This window comes from Roseateles sp. GW821-FHT09G03 (assembly GCF_059416045.1).
On sequence record NZ_JBWKOK010000004.1, the window covers coordinates 457428 to 477750 of the forward strand.

Here is a 20323-nt window from a genome sequence, read left to right on the forward strand (position 1 = left end):
GATGTCCCCTGTTGCGGCGCGGATGCGGGTTGCGCGATCCAGGGGTTCGGGGTCAAGTGTTGCCCGGGTTACTTCTTCGGTTCGAACACGCGCTCAAGCGCATTAGTGAACTTGTCTGTGACCGTCGTATAGACGGTGTCCGGCAGCGGTTCCCGCTTTGGCGATGCCGTTCGGAGGATGGCGATCAGCAATACGGTCGGCACGGAGAACAGGGCCAGCATCACGCCTGCGACACCGTGCCAGCCATTGCCTTGAATCATCGGATTCGTGCACTCCATGATGCGCGCGAAAGAATCCGTGATCTCCGCCATCGGCGAGCAGTTGAAAGGCCAGATGGTCATCAGCTTCAAGACCACCAACACCCCGACAAAGTAGAGGCTACCGGCGACGCTGAGGCCACCGAAGGTGCTCGCGCGTTTGATCTTGTAGTCGAGCACTTCCGAATCAAACTCCTGGAGTTCCCCCGCCGCCGGTGGGTCGACCGGCGGAGCCGGCATCGGGGGCGGCTCGGCAATCGATGGTACCGATTCATTCATTGCAGCTTCTCCCGATAGAAGGAGCGGATGCTTTCGTCGGGAATGATCGCCTGCTTCGCAATGCGCGTCGTCGCCCACGGACCGCCGGGCTCATGTCCAAGCGTCGACAGCTGTGACGCGGTGAAGCGACCATACCGATCCATCACCTGATCGAGAACACGCCAGAACGTCTCGTCCTCCGTGGATGGCATCAGCGTCTGATACACATTGGTCCGCGTCTCAACGGTCTCGATGTATTGATCGATGGCCTTGTGGCCGAGGTTCTTCAGCCGGTGAAAGAGCGTTTCAAACACCGGACCGTATTCCCACGCCTCAGGACGCTCAGCGACTGCCGGAAGGCCCTGTATCGCGAGGCGCCAGGCGTGAATGAAGAAGATCAGCTTCTGCAGCTTCAGATGGCTGATGGTGATGCCGCGCTGCTTTGCGCGATAAAGAACGGCGTTGGCAACAAGTGCGGGTGGGTAGGCCATGGTCGGATCACTCCTGAGCCAATGACTCTAGAGCCGCCACATGCCGCTGCAAACGAAGGTCGCCGCACTGTTGCGCCTGCGACGCGATGCAAGCTTTTGGACCAGCCTCAATCGCTATGCCGACCTCGGATGACCACACATCCCAGTCATCCGACACCTCGTATTGATTTCCCTCCGAGGTGTGTCAGCGCTTCCCCTGCCGCACCAGGCTCGCCGCTCCGATGCCCAGCAGCAGCGCGAGCGACGCGCCGAAGAACACGGCGTTGTTCCAATGGCGGTCCATCAGCGCGCCGAAGATCGGCGCCGCGACCGCGAAGCCCGTGTCCAGGCCGGAGTACACCGTGCCGTACACGCGTCCCGTCGCTCCGGGTGGCGCGGCGCGCTTGATCAGCATGTCGCGCGACGGGCCCGCCAGGCCGGTGCCGAAGCCCGCCGTCGCCGCCGCGATCAACGCCGCCGTGGCCGGCAGCCAGCCCGTGGCCGTCAACGCCAGCAGCGCCGCCGCGACGAACATCGCGCCGGCGATGTTGCGCTCCAGGTTCTGCGACTTCGCCACCAGGAAGCCGCCCACGATCATCCCCGCCGCGCCGGCCAGCATGTAGCCGGTCACGACGAAGGCCGTGCTCGCCAGGCTCACGCCATACATCGCCGACAGCGCCGGCGACGCGAAGCTCTGGATCGCGCTCAACGCCGAGGTCGAGAAGAAGAAGAACGAGAAGCACAGCCACACCGACGGCAGCTTCAGGAAGGCCATCGGGTGCTCGTCGACCGGTGCCTTCGCCGCGCCGGCCTTCTCGTGGCCCCACGAGCCTTGCGTGTCGTCGATCGCGTCGCGCTTGAAGACCAGCAGCGCGATCACGAACAGCGCCCACGCCGCCGTCGCGACATAGCCCAGACGCCATTGACCGGTCGCCTCGTGCATCGAGATCAGCAGCACCGGCGCCACGGCCCAGCCGAGATTGCCGGTGATGCCGTGCACCGAGAACGCATGGCCCAGCCGCTGCTGCGACACCCGCTTGTTCAGGATCGTGAAGTCCACCGGATGGAAGGGCGAGTTGCCCAGCCCGGCCAGCGCCGCCGCCAGCGCCAGGCCTGCAAAGCCCTGCGCCGTGCCCGCCGCCAGCGACGCCAGCACGAAGCAGCTCAGCGCCGCGAACAGCACCGGCCGTGCGCCCGTCTTGTCGACCAGGAAGCCCGACAGCGCCTGCCCCACGCCCGAGATCACGAAGAAGATCGTCACCAGCAGGCCCAGCTCCGAATAGCTCAGCCCGAACTCCCGCATGAACACCGGGAACAGCGGCGGCAGCAGCATGTGGAAGAAGTGCGAGGTGCCGTGCGCCAGACCGATCAGGCTGATGGTCTGGATGTCTCGTGTCCTGCTCTGTTCGGGGCTCGGCGCAAGGCCGGCCGCGTCGGCGGTGGTGGTGGCGGTGTTCATGAACGGCATGGTGACAGGGCCTTCACGTCGGAATTACGATAGCCGGACAAGTTCTGTCGAGTTTCCGCCATGCCCCCTCCGACACCGACATCGACGACCATCCCTCATCCCACGCCGACCCTCACCCGCCGCACCAGCCTGCCGCCGCTCGATCCGCGCCGCTACGCGCCCAGCGCCGAGCGCCCGGTGCGCGCCAAGTCGCGCAGCCTGGACGGCTACATGGACATCCAGGCGCACCACCACACCTGGGGTCAGTTCGTGTTTTCGGTGACCGGCGTCGTGCGCGTCAGCACCGACCGGGCGACCTTCCTCGTCCCGCCGTCGCGCGGCGTCTGGATTCCCGCCGGCGTGGTCCACGCGGTGACCGCCGTCGAGCGCTGCGAGCTGCGCACGCTCTATCTGTTGGAGCCGCCCGACGAGGGCGATGTGTGGACGGAGAACCGCGTCCTCGAGGTGTCCCCGCTGCTGCGCGAACTGGCGGTGCAGCTCGCCCGCGACGAGATCGAACCCGGCGATGCGGTCGCGGACCGCGAGGGCTGGATCGGCAAGCTCATCCTCGACGAGATCCGCCGCGCGCCCAGCCTTCAGCTCGGCGTCGCGCTGCCCACCGACAAGCGCCTGCGCCGCCTCTGCGAGGCCGTGCTGGCCGAACCGATGCGCCATGCCAGCCTCGACGACTGGGCGGCGGAAGTCGGCGCGAGCGCGCGCACCGTCTCGCGCCTGTTCCGCCAGGAGTTGGGCAGCAGCTACGCGCAATGGCGCCAGCAGGCGCTGCTGGCCGAGGCGCTGCGGCTGGCCGCCCACCGCAAGCCGATGCAGGTCATCGCCGCGGAGCTCGGTTACGCCAGCGCCAGCGCTTTCACCGCGATGGTCACAAGGACGGTCGGCATGCCGCCGAGCCGGTTTTTCGGCCAGACCTAGAATTCCTCCCCTATGGAACAGGTTCTCTACGACTTCGCCCGCCAGGACGCGGACGGCGCCACCTGCACTGCCCATGCGTGGGCCAAGGTGCCGGCACCGCTGACGCCCAGCCAGCGCTCGCAACTCAAGGCGCGTGCCGCCGAACTGCTCAAGGCCAAGGGGGCGGTGCTCGTCGCCCATTACTACGTCGACGGCGACCTGCAGGACCTCGCGCAGGAAAGCGGCGGCATCGTGTCCGACTCGCTGGAAATGGCCCGCTTCGGCCGCGATCACGCGGCGCAGACGCTGGTCGTCGCCGGCGTCAAGTTCATGGGCGAGAGCGCCAAGATCCTCAGCCCCGAGAAGCGCGTGCTGATGCCCGACCTGGACGCGACCTGCTCGCTGGACCTGGGCTGCCCGGCCGACGACTTCGCCGCCTTCTGCGACGCGCATCCGGACCGCACCGTCGTCGTCTACGCCAACACCAGCGCCGCGGTGAAGGCGCGCGCGGACTGGATGGTCACCAGCTCCTGCGCGCTGGAGATCGTCAGCGAGCTCAAAGCCCGCGGCGAAAAGATCCTCTGGGCGCCCGACCGTCACCTGGGCCGCTACATCCAGGAGCAGACCGGCGCCGACATGCTGATGTGGAACGGCGCCTGCATCGTCCACGACGAATTCAAGGGCCTCGAACTGGAGCTGCTGCGCGAGCAGCATCCGGACGCGATGATCCTCGTCCACCCGGAGTCGCCGGCCTCGGTGGTCGCGCAGGCGGACGTGGTGGGCTCGACCTCGGCGCTGATCAAGGCCGTGGTCGAAGGCACCGCGCGGGAATACGTCGTCGCCACCGACAACGGCATCCTGCACGCCATGCGCCAGATGGCGCCGGGCAAGGTGCTGATCGAAGCGCCGACGGCGGGCAACAGCGCGACCTGCAAGAGCTGCGCGCACTGCCCGTGGATGGCGATGAACGGCCTGCAGGGGCTGGTCGACTGCCTCGAACGCGGCACCGGTGAAATCTTCGTGGAGGAGTCGATCCGCGTCGAAGCCAAGTCGTGCATCGACCGCATGCTGGACTTCACCGCGAAGCTGAAGGCGAAGAAGGCGGCGGAAGCCGGCGCGATGGTGCCGGGCATCGGCGCGGCCTGACCGTCCTTCGACGTCCGCCCCGCGCGAACGAGTGTCCGCGGGGGCTTTCCATTCACGCGAGCGTCGGCCTATGCTGTGGCCATTCCAGCTGCCCGTTGCAGGACCCGCTCATGGACTTCACCTCGCTCTACAACCATCACGAACGCGAAGTGTTTGCCGCGGTGATGGAGAACGCTCCGCAGTTCCCCGAGATCCACCGCGAAGCCGAACTGCTGGCCGACGTGGCCTGCGTCGCGCTGAACCGGCTGCCTCCGCGCTACATCCGCCACGCCGTCGACTACTCGTTCTACCTGACCGAGCAGGAGCGGCTGGACGTCGATGCCGCGATCAAGGAAGCGGTCAGCTACGCCTACAACTTCGTGCAAGCGCGCAGCGTCCTTCGCACGAAGCAGCGCTGAGCGCCAACGCAAGCTCCGGCCAGGGCTCAGGCCCACGGCGGCCAGGGCTCAGGCCCATGGTCCAGCAGGCTCACTGGGGCCGGAATGGGGCTTGGGGTCCCTGGAGGGGCGCCCCATGCCCCGTGGAGAGCCCGGGCTGGACGACGGCAGGCGTCGTCGACGTCAGCGGGCCTTGATCAGCGCGTATTCCCGTTGCGCACCAACACGGTCGGCAGGCTCGCCGGCAGGGTGCGCGGGTAGTCGCGGCTGTAGTGCAGCCCGCGGCTCTCGTGCCGCAGCAGCGCCGATCGCACGATGAGTTCCGCGCAATCGACCAGATTGCGCAACTCCAGCAGATCGCGGCTGACGCGGAAGTTGGCGTAGTAGTCGTCGATCTCCGCGCGCAGCAGGTCGATGCGGTGCAGCGCGCGTTCCAGCCGTTTGGTCGTGCGCACGATGCCGACGTAGTTCCACATCAGCGAGCGCAGCTCATCCCAGTTGTGGGCGATGACCACCTGCTCGTCCGCGTCCTCGACCTGGCTTTCGTCCCAGGCCGGCAGCGGCGCGGGCGGCAGCACCTCCTGCGCCAGGATGTCAGAAGCGCAGCCGCGGCCGAGCACGACGCATTCCAGCAGCGAGTTGCTCGCCAGCCGGTTGGCGCCGTGCAGGCCGGTATGGGCGGTCTCGCCGACCGCGTAGAGCCCAGGCAGATCGGCACGGCCCTGCAGGTCCGACACCACGCCGCCGCAGGTGAAGTGCACCGCCGGCACGACCGGGATCGGCTGGCGCGCGATGTCGATGCCCAGTGCGAGGCAACGCGCGTGGACCGTCGGGAAGTGTTCCTTCAGGAAAGCCTCGCCGAGGTGCGTGGCGTCGAGCCACACGTGATCGAGGCCGTGCTTCTTCATCTCGAAGTCGATCGCGCGGGCGACCACGTCGCGCGGCGCGAGCTCCAGACGTTCATCGTGCGCGGCCATGAAGCGCGTGCCGTCCGGCAGCTTCAGATGACCGCCCTCCCCGCGCAGCGCCTCCGTGATCAGGAAGCTGCGTTCCTGCGGGTGATACAGACAGGTCGGGTGGAACTGGATGAACTCCATGTTGGCGATGCGGCAGCGCGCGCGCCAGGCCATGGCGATGCCATCGCCGGTGGAGGTGTCCGGGTTGGTCGTGTAGCGGTAGACCTTGCCGGCGCCGCCGGTGGCCATCACGACGGCGCGCGCCGCGATCGCATCGACGCGCTGAGCATCCATGTCCAGCGCGTAGATGCCGTAGCAGCGCGACGGCTCGTCGCGCTGCACGTGGCGCGAAGTGATCAGGTCCAGCGCCATCCAGCGCTGGCGCAGTTCGATGTTCGGATGGGCGTGCGCCTTGGCCAGCAGCGCGTCGTGGATGGCCTTGCCGGTCGCATCGGCGGCGTGCGCGATGCGGCGCACCGCGTGGCCGCCCTCGCGGGTCAAGTGCAGGCCGAGCGGCCCCTGCTCGTCGAGCGTGAACGGCACGCCCTGCTCCACCAGCCAGCCGACCGCGTCGGCGCTGCGTTCGGCGATGTAGCGGGCGGTGGCCTCGTCGACGAGGCCGGCGCCGGCCTCCTGCGTGTCGCGGACGTGGCTCTCGATGCTGTCGTCCGAGCCGAGCACCCCGACGATCCCCCCCTGCGCCCAGGCGGTGGCGGCCTCGTTGAGTTCGCGCTTGGCCAGCACGATCACCGGCACGCGGTCGGCGAGGTGAAGCGCCACGGTCAATCCGGCCAGGCCGGCACCCACGATCACCACCGGCGCCAGCGCGGCGTCGGTCCGAACAGCTGCTGTCATCGTCATCGCCCGGTCATCGGGGCGTCATCGCTTGGGAGTGGGGATTCTAAGCATCGGGCTGCAGCGCGCCGCCGCTTCGTCGCAGCAACGAGGGCGGCAGGCGCTCGTGCTTGTTCCAGTTGGCGCGGAAGGCCTGCACGCTGCTGTAGCCGCAGGAGGCGGCGATGTTCTCCAGCGACAGCCGGGAACTGGTCATGAGCCGCCGGGCCAGGTCCATGCGCAGCGCGATCTGGTACTGCTTGATGCTCACGCCGGTCTCGGCGAGGAACAGCCGGGCCAGGTGACGCTCGCTCAGCCCCGCCTGCGCGGCCAGTTCGTCGATGGTGACGCGTCCATGCAGGCGCGCGGCGATCGCGTCCTGGATCGCGTGGATGCGCTGGTTGCCATGGGCGCGATGGCGCGTCGCGGCGGACAGCTCGGGATCGGCGCCGAAGCGGCGGAAGTGCACCACGTTCTCGCGCGCGACCTGGATGGCGACGTCCTCGCCGAAGGCCAGCGACACCAGGTGCAGCGCCAGGTCGATGCCGGAAGTGACCCCGGCGGACGTCAGCAGATCGCCGTCCTCGACGAACACGCGGTTCTCCAGCACCGTCGCCCCCGGACTGGCGGTGCGCAAACGCGCGATGAAGCGGTGATGGGTGGTGCACAGCCGGCCGTCGAGCAGGCCGGCCTCGGCCAGCAGGAAGCTGCCCGAGCACACGCCACAGATCCGCAGCCCGTCGGGCCGCTCGCGTCCCAGCCGCGCCAGCCAGTCGACCGACTTGCGCCACGCCGGCGAACGCATGAATGCCGGCGTCAGCTTGCTGCCGATCACGAACAGCACCGAGTCCGGCGGCAACGCGCGCGGCAGCGGGCGGATGTCGGTCAGCGTCAGCGGCTGGAAGGCGCCGACCGAGACCTCCGGCCCGATGCAGCGCACGTCGACGGTCCCGGCGCCCACCTCGCCGACCGAATGGATGACCTGCAGCGGCCCGGCCAGATCCAGCAGATGCGTCGACGGGACCATCAGGAAGTAGACATGCTTCATCGCCAATCGGTTCCTCAGGATTTCTCCTCACCGATCATGTCCGATTTCTTGTCCTTCTGAGCGCGTTTGTTGCTGTGCAGCAAGCAGGTCCCTGGTTAATCTGATTTGAACAACAGATTGCCCCGGGAGGAGGACCATGAGCGCATGGCATGCAGGCACGGCCAGTCACGACTGGCCCGATCAGATCGATGATCGCGTCGCCGCCGAGTTGATCACCTTGCTGAACAGCACCGTCGCCGACGGCGGCACGCTGGGCTACGGGCAACCCCTGACCCCCCATCAGGAAGTCCAGTTTATTGCTGGACTGCGGGTCGGCATCGCCGCCGGCCGCACCCATCTGCTGCTGGGCCGCGTCGACGGCCGCCCGGCCTTCATGGCGCTGCTGCATCTCAACGGCATGGCCAACTGCCGACATCGCGCGGAACTGGCCAAGGGCGTCGTCCATCCGGACTTCCGCGGCCTGCACCTCGTGCCGCTGGCATTGCGCGAAATCGCGCGGCTCGCCGAGCGGCTCGACATCGAGCAGCTGGTGCTCGACGTGCGCGAGAACACCCGCGCCCACCGCCTCTGGCAATGCTTCGGCTTCGAGACCTATGGCGTGCTGGAGGACTACGCGCGCGTCGGCGGCGCGGTCCATCGCGGCCACTTCATGGCGCAGGAGGTGCGATCGCTGCGCCGCCGCCTCGGCCTCGGCCTCATCAACGCCCCCACCGCTCATTGACTCTGGAGAGGACCTTTCCATGCCGCAATCCAAGGCCGCCTTCAAGGAACAGCTGCGCTCGCTGCTGAACAGCCATCTGACGATGGCGCACCCCATCTTCGACCGGCTGATGGATCCGCACGCGAAGGACATCGTGCTGCTGCGCCAGGTCGCGCTGCAGGGCTATCAGCTGACGAAGCATTTCCTCGGCTACGTCGAGCACCTGTTCTTCCACTGCCCGTTGCCGGCGTTCAAGCGCGGCCTGCTGATCAACGTGTACGAGGAAGAGACCGGTCGGCTCTCGAAGACCGACAACCACGTGGTGCTGATGCAGCGCTTCATCCGCGCGCTGGGCATCAGCGACGAGGAGCGCGACGCCGCGGTCCCGCTGCCCGCCACGCAGGACCTGATCGACTACCGGCTGCATGCGGTGCGGGGACGCGGCAGCTATCACATCGGCGCCGCCGCGGTGATGATCGCCAGCGAGGGCCAGAACCTGGAGGTCAAGGCCGGCGAGGCCCGCCACGAGCTGCTGGGCAAGGTCTACGGATTGAAGGAGGAGGACCTGCTGTTCTTCTCCGTCCACCAGGCCGAGGACGTCGGCCATGTCGAGCAGGGCTTGAACCTCGTTGCCGAACTGTGCGACACCGACCGGCTGCAGCAGGAGGCGCAGCACGCCGTCGATCACACCTGCCGGCTGTTCTACGCCATGTACGACGGCATGTACCGCGAGTACTGCCGCCCGCTCGCACGCCGCGGCGTGACGGGGGTGGTCGCATGAAGCCGGCCGTGTCGTCGTCCTCGTCGTCCTCGTCGTCCTCGTCGTCCTCGTCGTCCCGGAATCTGGTCTACAGCCTGGTGGCCGTCGGCTTCCTCGTGATGTTCGTCTCCACCAGCGTCAAGAGCGTCTACCAGGTCTACTTCGCCGACCTGGCGATCCACTTCGGCCGCGGACGTTCGGACTTCGCCTGGTCTGGGTCGGTGTTCATGCTGGTCACCGGGCTGGTCTCGCCGCTGGTGGGGGCCCTGAGCGACCGCCACGGTCCGCTGCGCACCGTGGTCATCGGCTGCCTGGCCGCCGGTGCCGCGCTCGCGGGCACCAGCCTGTTCGACGGTTCGCTGCCGGTCTTCGTCCTCGGCTACGGACTGCTCGCGGCCTTCGGCCTGGCGGCCATGACCTACGTGCCGATGGGCGTGCTGGTCGATCGCCTCTTCGAGCAGAAGAAGTCGGGCCTGGCCTTCGCGGTGGTCACCAACGGCACGTCGATCAGCTTCATCGTGCTGTCGCCCTTCTGGCTGTGGCTGGCGCCGAAGGCGCCGTGGGAGACCACCTTCCTGCTGACCGGTGCCTTCCTGGCGCTGCCGCTCGCCGGGCTGGCCTGGTTCGCCGCGGCGAAGGCCAAGGCGGCCGGTCTGGATGGCGCCAGCGCTCCGTCCGGAACGAACGAGGCGACAAAGGCTGGGGAGGCGACAGCGCCCCCACCCCGCGCCTGGTCGACGCTGCGGCGCGACAGCGGCTTCTACGCGCTGGCGATCGGCTTCATGGGCTGCGGCGCGAGCATGGCCTTCATCGATGTCCATCTGGTCGCGTTCTGGCAGGACCACTCGACCCCGCGCGGCCTGATGGGCGTCAGCCTGAGCCTGCTCGGCGTGCTGGAGCTGATCAGCGGGCTGCTGACCGGCTGGCTGGCGATCCGGTGCCCCAAGCGCGCGCTGTTGGGCGCGTTCTACCTGCTGCGGTCCTGCGCGGTGCTGCTGCTGCTCGGGGCGTCGGAGGATCTGCGCACCCTGGGCTTCGCCGTCGTGTTCGGCGCGACCTACCTGGGCACGGTGGTGCTGACCTCGATGTTCTGCATGGCCCGCTACGGCGCGGCGATCAAGGGACGGGCCTTCGGCTACCTGTTCCTGGCGCATCAGCTCGGCGCCTTCGCATCGGTGCAGCTGGGCGCGCTCAGCCACGACCTGTGGGGCAGCTACCAGCCCTACATCGTCGGCCTGGCGGCGCTGACGGCGCTCGGCGGGCTGACGAGCTGGCTCTTCCTGCGGGATCCGCGCACCGGCCCGGAACCGCGCTCCGAACTGCAGCCGCACCCATCCGCCTGACGCGTCCGCCTTCAAAGGAAAGCTTCCCTTGGATCACCAACCCTTCACCACGGCCATCCGCACCGGCCAGTTCCAGGACCTGAGCGACGCGCATTGCGAGCCGGTCGCGATGACCTCCGCCTATGTCTTCGCCTCGGCGGCGGACGCGGCACGCAAGTTCAGCGGCTCGGCGCCGGGCAACGTGTACTCGCGTTTCTCCAATCCGACCGTGCAGGCGCTCGAGCGGCGCATCGCCGCGATGGAGCGCGCGGAAGCGGCGGTCGCCTTCGCGTCCGGCATGGCGGCGATCGTGGCCATGGCGCAGGCGTGGGTGGCGACGGGCCGGAACATCGTCTGTTCCCGCGACGTCTTCGGCACGACGCTCACGGCCTTCCGCCACCACTTCGGCAAGCTGGGCATCGAGGTGCGTGTCGTCGACCTGACCGATCTGGCGCAATGGGACGCCGCGATCGACGATCGCACCGCCTTCGCGTTCATGGAGACGCCGTCCAACCCGCTGCAAAACGTGGGCGACATCGAGGCCGTCGCGCTGCTGGCCCACGCGCGCGGCGCGCTGCTCGCGGTGGACAACACGCTGCTCACGCCCTATCAGCAGCACCCGCTGCGGCTCGGCGCGGATGTCGTCATCCATTCCGCCGGCAAGTACATGGACGGTCATGGCCGCGTGGTGGCCGGCGTCGCGGTCGGCGCGGAACGGCTGATGGCGGACCTGCGCGGCGTGCTGCGCGTGACCGGCGCCTCGCTGGGCGCGATGGATGCATGGCTGCTGCTCAAGAGCCTGGAGACACTGCATCTGCGGATGGCGGCGATCTCCGCCAGCGCGATGCAGCTGGCGCGCTGGCTGAAGGCCTCCCCGAAAGTCTCCGCCGTCATCTACACCGGCCTGCCCACGCATCCGCAGCATGCGCTGGCGGTGTCGCAGCAGTCGGGATACGGTGGCGTCGTGGGCTTGCGCGTCCCGGGCGGCCGCCTGGGCGCGTGGTCGGTCGTGGACGGGCTGCGTCTGATCTCCATCGCCACCAGCATCGGCGATACGCGCAGCATGATCACCCACCCCGCCTCGACCACGCACGGCAGGCTGTCGGCGGCGGAGCGCCGGCAGTCCGGCATCGGCGAGGACCTGCTGCGCTTGTCCGTCGGTCTGGAGAACGTCTCCGACCTGATGACGGACCTCGATGTCGCGATGGCCGGACTGCCCGATCACGAGCCGGTCGGCGGGACCTTGCACGACGTGGCGGCGGTGGGCTGAGCCGTGACCATGGACACCGCCCTGCACGGCTTCCTGACCGCGTTGTTCATGCTCGGCGTCGGCGCGCCATTCCTGATCTCGGCCTGCCGGCCGCAGCCGCGCGCGGCGCGGGCGCTCCGCGTCGGCCTGGGCGCGCTCGTCATGGCGGCGTCGCTGGCAGCAGACCCGCTGTCCGTCGCGCTGCTGCATGTCGACGGCGTGATGGCCATGGCCGGCTGCGGCTCCTGAGCCGTCGCCCTCGCCACGGTCATGGCGCCGACGACATCCACTGCGTCCGCCGGGGTGGTCGCGACGACCGCGGCGCCCTAGAACAACGGCTTCTCGCCCGCCAGGACGCGCAGGTCGTCGAGCAGTTGCAGCTGCTCATGCGCCTTGTCGTAGAAACCGTCGGCGCCATGCTTCTCGCACAGCGAGCGGTAGAAGTCGGGGTCGCGGCTGCTGAGCACCCACAGCTTGCCGGTGTAGCCGCCGGCGCGCGCGCGCCGCAGCACGTGCATGCCGGAGCCGACCTGCAGGTTCAGGTCGAGCAGCACGACGTCGGGCTTGAGCACCGAGATCGCCTGGACGGCGTCTTCCTCGCTGTCGGCGTAGCCCACCACTTCCACGAATTCCAGCCCCTCGAACAATCGCAGGAACTGCTCGCGAACAAACTCGGAATCCTCGACGAGCAAGACGCGCATGCCCTTCCCTTCCTCTCACTGAATCGTCCGCCACATTCTGGCGCGGCGCCGAATCACGTGCGGACGTCAGGGGTGTCGACTTCGCAACGGAGCGTAAATCAGGCGCCGCTCGCGTGCGCTCTGCGTGCCGGGCTCAGACGACGGCCGCGATCGCCGTGCACACGCCGCCCAGTCCCGCGGCGGAGGCGAGGAAGGTGACGTCGCGGCGCTCGCTGCCGCCCTTCCACGCCATCAGCGCGACGAGGGCCAGGGTCCCGGTGAACAGCAGGCCGGCGATGACGGGGGTGGTGAGGATGTCCAAGGTCGCTCCAACGCGGGAATGGCGAAAGTCCGCAGTGTGGCCAAGCCCTCGCCCCCCGCCAACACCGGACAACCAGCCGCCGGGTTCGGTTTTGGCGCACGCGCGTTCGCGTTCAGGCGATGAGCGTCGCTTCCTTGAAGCCCTTGATCATGGCCTTCGCGAAGTTGCGCACGTACGGCAACGCCGGCTCCGTGGGCGTGCCCTTGGGCTGCCAGCCGCTGCGGCTGTCGACCTCCATGGCATGGAGCTCCTGCCCCCGGGCGCCGCGGATGGCCACGCGGACGGTCATCGTGCAGTGGCCGCCCACCACGCTCACGAGCCCACGCGTCGGCGTCAGCACGATGAGGTAGGGGCTGCCGTCGGGCACGCCGGCGCTCGACAACTCCTGCGTCGCGAACGACGGCCCGTTGGCGCGATACAAGGCCAGCAGCGCGTCGATGTAGTCGCGGCCGGTCTGCTGCTCCGCCAGCGTCGGGTTCTTGTCGATCGCGTAGCGGCTCGTCGTGTATTCGATCTCATAGGGGATCGCGGGCGGATCGCTCCACAGGACGTGCGCCGCGGTCAGCTTGAAGTTGGCCGGCTTCACGCCGCGCGCTTCGGCGGCCGCGACGCTGCCCGCCTTGATCTGATGCGCGACCAGGAGCGGCACGCAGCCCTGCAGGCTGGCGAGCGCCGCGCCCGCGGGCACGGTCGCCAAGGCCGCCAGTGCGCGGCGGCGGTGGATGGTCATGGGGGTTCCCTCGATGCGCGACGCGCCTCCGATCCCTCCTGAGGAGGCGGTGCGCGCCGTCGTTGAACGTGTGTCCGGCCGCACGTTAGCGAAAACCGCGCCAGGCAGCGTCAAAGCCGCGTCAAGACCCACGCCGGGGAGATCCCCACTGTCTCAAGCCGACGTCACTGTCTTCGGCTCGAGGAAAGTCTCCATGCCCGCCACGCCGAATTCCCGGCCCACGCCCGACTGCTTGACGCCGCCGAACGGCGCCAGCAGATCGGGTGCGACCCGGTTGATCAGCACCGTGCCCGCCTGCAGGCGCGCGGCCACGCGCCGAGCGCGGTCCGCATCGGCGGAGAACACGTAGGCCTGGAGCCCGTACGGCGAATCGTTGGCCGCCTCGATCGCTTCGTCCTCCGAGTCCACCGGCAGGACGGACAGTACCGGGCCGAAGATCTCCTCGCGGGCGATGTCCATGTCGTTGCGGACGTCGGCGAAGACCGTGGGCCGCACGTACCAGCCGCGATCGAGTCCGACCGGCCGTCCTTCTCCGCCGGCGATCAGCGCCGCGCCCTGATCGATGCCGCGGCGGATGAAATGCTGGATGCGCTCGAACTGCGCGCGACTGACCATCGGACCGATGGTCGTCGCCGGATCGCGCGGGTCGCCGACGCGCAGCGCGGCGACGGCCGACCGGATCCGTTCGACGACGTCGGCCATCCGCGCGCGCGGTACCAGCAGCCGCGTGCCGGCCACGCAGGCCTGCCCGCTGTTCATGAACGCCGTGCCCAGCGCGAGCGGGAACGCGGTCGCCAGGTCCGCGTCATCGAGCAGCAGCGAGGCCGACTTGCCGGTCAGGGCGAGGCTCACGCGTTTCATCGTGTCGACCGCGCCGCGGGCGATCAGCTTGCCAGTGGGCGTCGAGCCGGTGAACGACAGCTTCACGACACCCGGATGCGTGCCGATCTCGGCGCCGACATCGGCACCGCGACCGGTCACGATGTTGACGACGCCCGGCGGCAGCTCTGCCGCATGGATCGCGCGGGCGACGACATGCGCCTGCCACGGACTCAGCTCGCTGGGCTTGATCACCGTCGCGCAGCCGGCGGCGATGGCGGCCGCCAGTTTGCTGGCCATCGTGCCGGCGGTGCTGTTCCAGGGCGCGAAGAGGCCCGACACGCCGACCGGTTCCATGACGACGGTCGAGCCGCCGACGCGGCGCTCGAAGGCGTAGCTCGACAGCGCGCTCGCCGCGTCGCCGAAACATTGCGAGGCGTAGTTGGCGACCCATTGCGCGCGGGCGATGGGGCCGCCGTATTCGGTGATCGTCGCGTCGAGGATTTCCTCGGCATGCCCCAGCATCGCCGCCTTCAAGCGCTCGAGCATCGCCACCCGTTCCGCGATGGAGGTCCGCCCGAAGGCCGGCTGAGCGCGCATCGCGGCTTCGACGGCGCGCCGGGCATCGTCCCGATTCGCGAGCCGGGCCTGGCCGACCACGTCCTCGGTGGCGGGATTCACGATGTCGACGACCTCGTCGCCGGTCACGGCGGCGAAGGCACCGGCGATGTAGTTCTGGTCGAAGGTCCGCATGGCTTGTCCTTTCAGCGTGTGCCCCGGCGAAACGTCGTGGCTCGATGGGACGAATGTAGGCAGCGGCGTTCGTTTCGATAAGCCGGTCAATGATGGACGACCCATCCCGATTCCAGGAACAATGCACGCATGCAGAAGGACAGCCTGACCGAATTCGAAGTGGTGCTCGCCGTCGCGCGCCGGCAGGGATTCCGACCTGCCGCGGTGGAGCTGGAGATGTCGACCTCCGCCGTCAGCAACGCGGTCGCGGGGCTGGAGGCGCGCATGGGCGTGCGGCTCTTCCATCGCACGACGCGCAGCGTGTCGCTCACGGAGGCGGGGCGGCGCTTCGTCGACCGGATCGGTCCAGCAGTGACCCAGATCCAGGAAGCCGTCGCGGCGGCCGACGATCATGCAGGCGCGCCTTCCGGCACCTTGCGCCTCAACAGCTCGCTGGGCGCGGCCCAGATGGTGTTCCGTCCGATCCTGGCGGAGTTCCTGCGCCGGTATCCGGGCGTCACGCTGGATGTCGTCACCGAGGGTCGGCTGGTCGACATCGTCGCGGAAGGCTTCGACGCGGGACTTCGGCTCGCGCCGCAAGTGCCGCGGGACATGATCCGCGTGCCGATCGGTCTGCCGCTGCGGATGGCGGTGGTCGGATCGCCCGACTACTTCGAGCGGCACGGCACGCCGTCGACGCCCGCCGAACTCGCGCGCCACGCCTGCATCCGCGCCCGGATGCCGAGCGGTCTGCCCTCCCCCTGGGAGTTCGCGCGGGCCAAGCGCGGCAAGGCCTCGCCGAGCGAGGCGCTCGGCGTGCCCGGTCCGATGGTGCTGGATTCGCCGCTGCTGATGCTGGAGGCAGCGCGCGCCGGACTCGGACTCGCGCAGGTCGCCGAGTGGTACGCCGCCGAAGACATCGCAAGCGGACGCCTCCGCCGTGTGCTTGACGACTGGGCAGCACCGCTACCGGCGCTGTGCCTGTACTACTCGGGCCATCGGCACATTCCGTCGACGCTGCGCGCGTTGATCGAACTCATCCACGAGATCAATCGCTGAGGTCCGCGAGAGACCGCCCTCCTGCACCATTCAGGGCGCGGGCCCTCCCAGGGCATGGGGCGTCCCGTCCGGGAACCCCAAGCCCTGTGCGGACCCCACACGAGCACCGCCTTGCCACGGTCTGATGCTCGCTGCCTGCGGGCCTGGGCGTCAGCCCTTCTTCGCTACCAGCGTCAGGATGTCGTAGCTCGCCACGAGTTCGCCGCGCTGGTTGGTGACCTGCACGTCCCACGCGACGACGCCCTGCGGCGGCTGGTCCGGACGATTGCCGCGATCGATCCGGCGCTTGCAGGTGAGCCTCGCCTGGATGGTGTCCCCGATGGCCACGGGGTTCACGAAGCGCAAGGTGTCCAGCCCGTAGTTGGCAAGGACCGGCCCCGGCGCCGGCGACACGAACAGCCCCGCCGCCGCCGACAGCACGAAGTAGCCGTGCGCGATGCGCTGGCCGAATTGCGTGTCCTTGGCGGCGACCTCGTCGAAGTGCATGTAGAAGAAGTCGCCGCTGATGCCGCCGAAGTTGACGATGTCCGCCTCGGACACCGTGCGGCGATGCGTCAGCAGCGAGTCGCCGACCTGGATCTCTTCGAAGTGCTTGCGGAACGGATGGATCGCGTCCTCGGTGACCTTGCCGCCGCGCACGTACTCGCCGGTGATGGCGGTGAGCATCGTCGGCGAGGCTTGCACCGCGCAGCGCTGCAGGTAGTGCTTGACGGCGCGGATGCCGCCGAGCTCCTCGCCGCCGCCCGCACGGCCCGGGCCCCCGTGCTTGAGCATCGGCAGCGGGGAGCCGTGGCCGGTCGATTCGCCGGCCGCGTCGCGGTCCAGCACCAGCAGCCGGCCGTGGAAGGCGGCCGCGTGATAGACGGCCTGCGCGGCCAGCGCCGGCGTCTTCGTGACCACCGAGCCCACCAGGCTGCCGCGGCCCTTGGCAGCGAGCGCCAGCGCCTCGTCGAAGTCGCCGTAACTCATCAGCGTCGAGACCGGCCCGAAGGCCTCGACGTTGTGGACCGCCTCGTTGTTCATCGCGTCGCGGCACAGCAGCAGCGTCGGCGCGAAGAAGGCGCCGTCGCCGACGCCCTCGCCCACCGGCGCGAAGCCGTCGCGCTCGCCGTAGACGACCTCGTTGCCCTGCGCGAGCTGCGCCAGGCGCTCGGCCACGTCGGCCTGCTGCGCCTTGGAGGCCAGCGCACCCATGCGCACGCCCTCGACGGACGGGTCGCCGATCTTGATCTTTGCCAGCCGCTCGCGCAGCGCCGCGGCGACCGCGTCGATCTGCGCCGCCGGCACGATCGCGCGGCGGATGGCCGTGCACTTCTGGCCGGCCTTGGCGCTCATCTCCCGCATCACTTCCTTGACGAAGAGGTCGAATTCGGGATCGCCGGGCACCACGTCCGGCGCCAGGATCGCGCAGTTCAGGCTGTCCGCTTCCGCGTTGAACGGCACCGAGCGGCGGATCAGGTTCGGATTGACGCGCAGTTGCGCCGCCGTGTCCGCCGAGCCGGTGAAGGTGACGACGTCCGTCTCCTCCAGCCGGTCCAGCAGATCGCCGGAACCCCCGATGATCAGCTGCAACGCGCCGGCCGGCAGCAGGCCGGACTGCTCGATCAGGCGCACGCAGGCTTCGGCGACGTAGCTGGTCGCGGTGGCCGGCTTGACGATGCAGGGCATGCCGGCGAGGAAGCTCGGTGCGAACTTCTCGAGCATCCCCCACATCGGGAAATTGAACGCGTTGATGTGCACGGCGACGCCGCGCTTGGGCACCAGCACGTGCGTGCCCATGAACTGGCCGAGCTTGCCCAGCGCCTGCGCCGGTCCTTCATGGACGATGTTGCTGGACGGCAGCTCGCGGCGGCCCATCGACGCGTAGGCGAAGAGCGTGCCGAAGCCGCCTTCGATGTCGATCCACGAATCGGGCCGCGTCGCGCCGGTGTGCGCGGAGATCGCGTAGAGCGATTCCTTGTGTTCCTGCAGATAGGTCGCGAGCGCCTTCAGGATCGCGGCGCGCTGCTGGAAGTCGAGCGCCAGCAGCGCCGGCAGCGCCTGCTTGCGCGCGAAATGCAGGCTTTCGCCGAAGTCGATCTCCTCGGCATGGGTCTGCGTCACCAACCGTCCGTTGACGGCGCTGTGCAGGCCGCGCGCGGCCGTGGAGCCGATCCAGCGGCCGGCGATCAAGCTCTGAAGGACGGGGGTGGCGCTCATGACTGTCTCTCTTGAACTTCTGTTTGAACTTCTGAAATGAACGAGGGCGGGACGTTGTGCGTCCCGCCCTCAGGTCAAAGGCTTACGGCTGATATTTCCAGGTGCCGTTCTCGATCTTGACCATGACGCGGGCGCGCTGGTCCAAGCCGAGATGGTCGTTCGGGGACATGGTGAACACGCCGTGCGCGGCCGGCAGTTCCTTCACGCCTTCGAGCGCATCGCGCAGCGCCGCGCGGAACTGCGGCGTGCCCGGCTGGGCCTTCTTGATCGCTTCGGGGATGGCCGCCTGCAGCAGCAGGCCCGCGTCCCACGCGTGGCCGCCGAAGGTCGACACGCTGCCCTTGCCGTACGCGCCCTCATAGGTCGTCACGTAGGCCTTGGCGCTCTTCTTGGCCGGATGGTCCGCGGGCAGCTGGTCGACGACCAGCACCGGGCCCGACGGCAGGAAGGTGCCCTCGACGTCCTTGCCGCCGACGCGCAGGAAGTCGTTGTTGGCCACGCCGTGGGTCTGGTAGTACTTGCCCTGGTAGCCGCGCTCCTTGAGCGTCTTCTGCGGCAGCGCCGCCGGCGTGCCGCTGCCGCCGACCAGCACCGCGTCCGGCTTGGCCGCCATGATCTTCAGCACCTGCCCGGTCACCGACGTGTCGGTGCGGTTGTAGCGCTCGTTGGCGACGATGCTCAGGCCCTTGCTGGCGGCGACCTTGTTGAACTCGCCGTACCAGCCTTCGCCGTAGGCATCGGCGAAGCCGACGTAGGCCACCGTCTTCACGCCCTGCGCCTGCATGTGGCTGGCGATGGCCAGCGCCATCATGATGTCGTTCTGCGGCGTCTTGAAGACCCACTTCTTCTTCGCGTCCATCGGCTCGACGATGCGGGCCGAGGCCGCCATCGAGATCATCGGCACCTGCGCTTCCGACACCGCGTCGATCATCGCCAGCGAGTTCGGCGTGACCGTCGAGCCGACGACCACGTCGACCTTGTGCTCGGTGATCAGCTTGCGGGTGTTGGCGACGGCCGTCGTCGTGTCCGACGCGTCGTCCAGGATGATGTAGTTGACCTTCTGTCCGGCGATGGTCTTGGGCATCAGGGAGAAGGTGTTCTTCTCCGGGATGCCCAGCGACGCGGCCGGGCCCGTGGCCGACACGGTCACGCCGACGTTGATGTCCGCCCAGGCGCTGCCGCCCGCGCCCATCAGCGCGGCACCCGTCATGGCCATGGCCAGCAGGGTCTTCTCGATGCGTTTCATGTTGTCTCCTTCGGAATGTGTTTTTCAGGAACGCAAGGTCAATGAGGTACTGCTACTGCGATGACTGCAAGCACTGCAAGGAATGCATGTCGACGGCGATGGTCCTCTCCGAAGCCTTCATGAGACTTGCGGCGCCGCCGGGTCGAGTTCGTTGCGCTCGTGGCGCGCCGAAGGATCGGTGAGTTCGGTCCGCACCGCGCCGAGTCCGCCGAAGAACAGGTCCGCCACCATGGGCGCGACCGCCTCGTAGGTCAGCGCGCCGTCGGGCCGCAGCCAGGTGAAGGTCCAGTTGATCATGCCGAACAGCAGCATGGTCAGCGGCTTGTGCAGATGCGCGCCGCGCAGCTCCGGCCGCACGGCGGCCACCGCGTCGGCGAAGCGGCCGACGACCTGGCGCTCGACCGCGACCATGCGTTCACGGTGTTCCTCGTCGAGGAACTTCAGGTCCTCGGTCAGCACGCGGTGCTCGTTCTGCGCCTCGCCGTAGGCCTGCACGAAGCGGTGGATCAGCGCGCGCAGGTGCTCGGGCGGCGGCAGCTGCAACGCGGCGACTTCGTCGACCAGGTCGACCAGGTGCTGCAGGTGGTTCTGGCAGATCTGCGCAAGCAGCTCATGCTTGTCGCGGACGTAGTGGTACAGCGTGGGCTTGCTGACCGCGCAGGCCTCGGCGACCTGGTTCATCGAGGTCGCGGGGTAGCCCTGGTTGGCGAAAAGTCGGGCAGCCTGCGCGAGGATCTCCTCGCGGGTGGCATCGAATCCTGGAGCTCGACCTCGGGCCATGAATGGTGTTTTCCTTGTGA

At 68.6% G+C, this 20323-nt stretch carries 21 protein-coding genes; 9 read left to right on the forward strand and 12 right to left on the reverse strand.

The genetic code is table 11. From position 1 onward, the window contains the following. Window positions 1–68 precede the first annotated feature (68 nt). The 3 genes from AC07OZ_RS17635 to AC07OZ_RS17645 form a co-directional block, all read right to left on the reverse strand. On the reverse strand, window positions 69–536 hold the full coding sequence (locus AC07OZ_RS17635) for a hypothetical protein (RefSeq protein WP_495468384.1): 468 nt from the start codon (window positions 534–536) through the stop codon (window positions 69–71). Next, on the reverse strand, window positions 533–1006 hold the full coding sequence (locus tag AC07OZ_RS17640; protein ID WP_495468385.1) for a Panacea domain-containing protein: 474 nt from the start codon (window positions 1004–1006) through the stop codon (window positions 533–535). Before AC07OZ_RS17640 ends, AC07OZ_RS17635 begins: the two co-directional genes overlap by 4 nt. 184 nt (window positions 1007–1190) lie before the next feature. Beyond that, a complete protein-coding gene (locus AC07OZ_RS17645) occupies window positions 1191–2444 on the reverse strand; it encodes an MFS transporter (protein ID WP_495468386.1) in 1254 nt (417 codons plus the stop codon). A 69-nt stretch (window positions 2445–2513) separates the two neighbouring features. Between AC07OZ_RS17645 and AC07OZ_RS17650 the strand changes: the two genes are divergently transcribed. The 3 genes from AC07OZ_RS17650 to AC07OZ_RS17660 all read left to right on the forward strand — a co-directional run bounded on the left by AC07OZ_RS17650 (window position 2514) and on the right by AC07OZ_RS17660 (window position 4888). Continuing rightward, window positions 2514–3365: an AraC family transcriptional regulator gene (locus AC07OZ_RS17650; RefSeq protein ID WP_495468387.1), complete on the forward strand. Its 852-nt coding sequence runs from the start codon at window positions 2514–2516 to the stop codon at window positions 3363–3365. 12 nt (window positions 3366–3377) lie between these two features. Continuing rightward, window positions 3378–4490, forward strand: coding sequence for a quinolinate synthase NadA (gene nadA, locus AC07OZ_RS17655; protein WP_495468388.1), 1113 nt, complete (start codon window positions 3378–3380; stop codon window positions 4488–4490). 110 nt (window positions 4491–4600) lie between these two features. Continuing rightward, window positions 4601–4888, forward strand: coding sequence for a late competence development ComFB family protein (locus AC07OZ_RS17660; protein ID WP_495468389.1), 288 nt, complete (start codon window positions 4601–4603; stop codon window positions 4886–4888). 176 nt (window positions 4889–5064) lie between these two features. Here the strand turns inward: AC07OZ_RS17660 and nadB are convergent, their stop codons facing one another. Next, the gene (gene nadB, locus AC07OZ_RS17665) at window positions 5065–6678 is read right to left on the reverse strand and encodes an L-aspartate oxidase (RefSeq protein WP_495468390.1); all 1614 of its coding nucleotides are present in this window, start codon (window positions 6676–6678) and stop codon (window positions 5065–5067) included. A 46-nt stretch (window positions 6679–6724) separates the two neighbouring features. Next, window positions 6725–7705 (reverse strand): GlxA family transcriptional regulator, encoded by a 981-nt coding sequence (locus AC07OZ_RS17670; RefSeq protein WP_495468391.1) that lies wholly within the window; start codon window positions 7703–7705, stop codon window positions 6725–6727. Between the two features lie 136 nt (window positions 7706–7841). Here AC07OZ_RS17670 and AC07OZ_RS17675 point away from each other — a divergent pair, with 136 nt between their 5' ends. The 5 genes from AC07OZ_RS17675 to AC07OZ_RS17695 are packed head-to-tail and all read left to right on the forward strand — an operon-like array spanning window position 7842 to window position 11985. Beyond that, on the forward strand, window positions 7842–8426 hold the full coding sequence (locus tag AC07OZ_RS17675; RefSeq protein WP_495468392.1) for a GNAT family N-acetyltransferase: 585 nt from the start codon (window positions 7842–7844) through the stop codon (window positions 8424–8426). Between the two features lie 19 nt (window positions 8427–8445). Further along, on the forward strand, window positions 8446–9186 hold the full coding sequence (locus AC07OZ_RS17680) for an iron-containing redox enzyme family protein (RefSeq protein WP_495468393.1): 741 nt from the start codon (window positions 8446–8448) through the stop codon (window positions 9184–9186). Then, window positions 9183–10508 (forward strand): MFS transporter, encoded by a 1326-nt coding sequence (locus AC07OZ_RS17685; protein ID WP_495468394.1) that lies wholly within the window; start codon window positions 9183–9185, stop codon window positions 10506–10508. The genes AC07OZ_RS17680 and AC07OZ_RS17685 overlap by 4 nt, the downstream gene beginning before the upstream one ends. 28 nt (window positions 10509–10536) lie before the next feature. Continuing rightward, window positions 10537–11757: an aminotransferase class V-fold PLP-dependent enzyme gene (locus AC07OZ_RS17690; RefSeq protein WP_495468395.1), complete on the forward strand. Its 1221-nt coding sequence runs from the start codon at window positions 10537–10539 to the stop codon at window positions 11755–11757. A 9-nt stretch (window positions 11758–11766) separates the two neighbouring features. Then, entirely contained in the window at window positions 11767–11985 is a 219-nt protein-coding gene (locus AC07OZ_RS17695; RefSeq protein WP_495468396.1) for a hypothetical protein, read from the forward strand. 77 nt (window positions 11986–12062) lie between these two features. Here AC07OZ_RS17695 and AC07OZ_RS17700 read toward each other — a convergent pair whose 3' ends face one another. The 4 genes from AC07OZ_RS17700 to AC07OZ_RS17715 all read right to left on the reverse strand — a co-directional run bounded on the left by AC07OZ_RS17700 (window position 12063) and on the right by AC07OZ_RS17715 (window position 15040). Then, on the reverse strand, window positions 12063–12437 hold the full coding sequence (locus AC07OZ_RS17700; RefSeq protein WP_495468397.1) for a response regulator: 375 nt from the start codon (window positions 12435–12437) through the stop codon (window positions 12063–12065). 133 nt (window positions 12438–12570) lie between these two features. Then, on the reverse strand, window positions 12571–12738 hold the full coding sequence (locus AC07OZ_RS17705; protein ID WP_495468398.1) for a hypothetical protein: 168 nt from the start codon (window positions 12736–12738) through the stop codon (window positions 12571–12573). Between the two features lie 112 nt (window positions 12739–12850). Continuing rightward, window positions 12851–13468, reverse strand: a complete 618-nt coding sequence (locus AC07OZ_RS17710) for a hypothetical protein (protein ID WP_495468399.1) — start codon at window positions 13466–13468, stop codon at window positions 12851–12853. A 153-nt stretch (window positions 13469–13621) separates the two neighbouring features. Then, window positions 13622–15040 (reverse strand): aldehyde dehydrogenase family protein, encoded by a 1419-nt coding sequence (locus tag AC07OZ_RS17715; protein WP_495468400.1) that lies wholly within the window; start codon window positions 15038–15040, stop codon window positions 13622–13624. Window positions 15041–15169: 129 nt separating this feature from the next. On the opposite strand from AC07OZ_RS17715, the gene AC07OZ_RS17720 reads away from it, so the two are divergent. Continuing rightward, on the forward strand, window positions 15170–16078 hold the full coding sequence (locus AC07OZ_RS17720) for a LysR family transcriptional regulator (RefSeq protein ID WP_495468401.1): 909 nt from the start codon (window positions 15170–15172) through the stop codon (window positions 16076–16078). 150 nt (window positions 16079–16228) lie between these two features. Here the strand turns inward: AC07OZ_RS17720 and paaZ are convergent, their stop codons facing one another. The 3 genes from paaZ to AC07OZ_RS17735 all read right to left on the reverse strand — a co-directional run bounded on the left by paaZ (window position 16229) and on the right by AC07OZ_RS17735 (window position 20303). Then, window positions 16229–18277, reverse strand: a complete 2049-nt coding sequence (gene paaZ, locus AC07OZ_RS17725) for a phenylacetic acid degradation bifunctional protein PaaZ (RefSeq protein ID WP_495468402.1) — start codon at window positions 18275–18277, stop codon at window positions 16229–16231. A gap of 82 nt (window positions 18278–18359) precedes the next feature. Continuing rightward, a complete protein-coding gene (locus tag AC07OZ_RS17730) occupies window positions 18360–19523 on the reverse strand; it encodes an ABC transporter substrate-binding protein (protein ID WP_495468403.1) in 1164 nt (387 codons plus the stop codon). Between the two features lie 117 nt (window positions 19524–19640). Continuing rightward, a complete protein-coding gene (locus AC07OZ_RS17735) occupies window positions 19641–20303 on the reverse strand; it encodes a TetR/AcrR family transcriptional regulator (RefSeq protein WP_495468404.1) in 663 nt (220 codons plus the stop codon). Window positions 20304–20323: the final 20 nt, after the last annotated feature.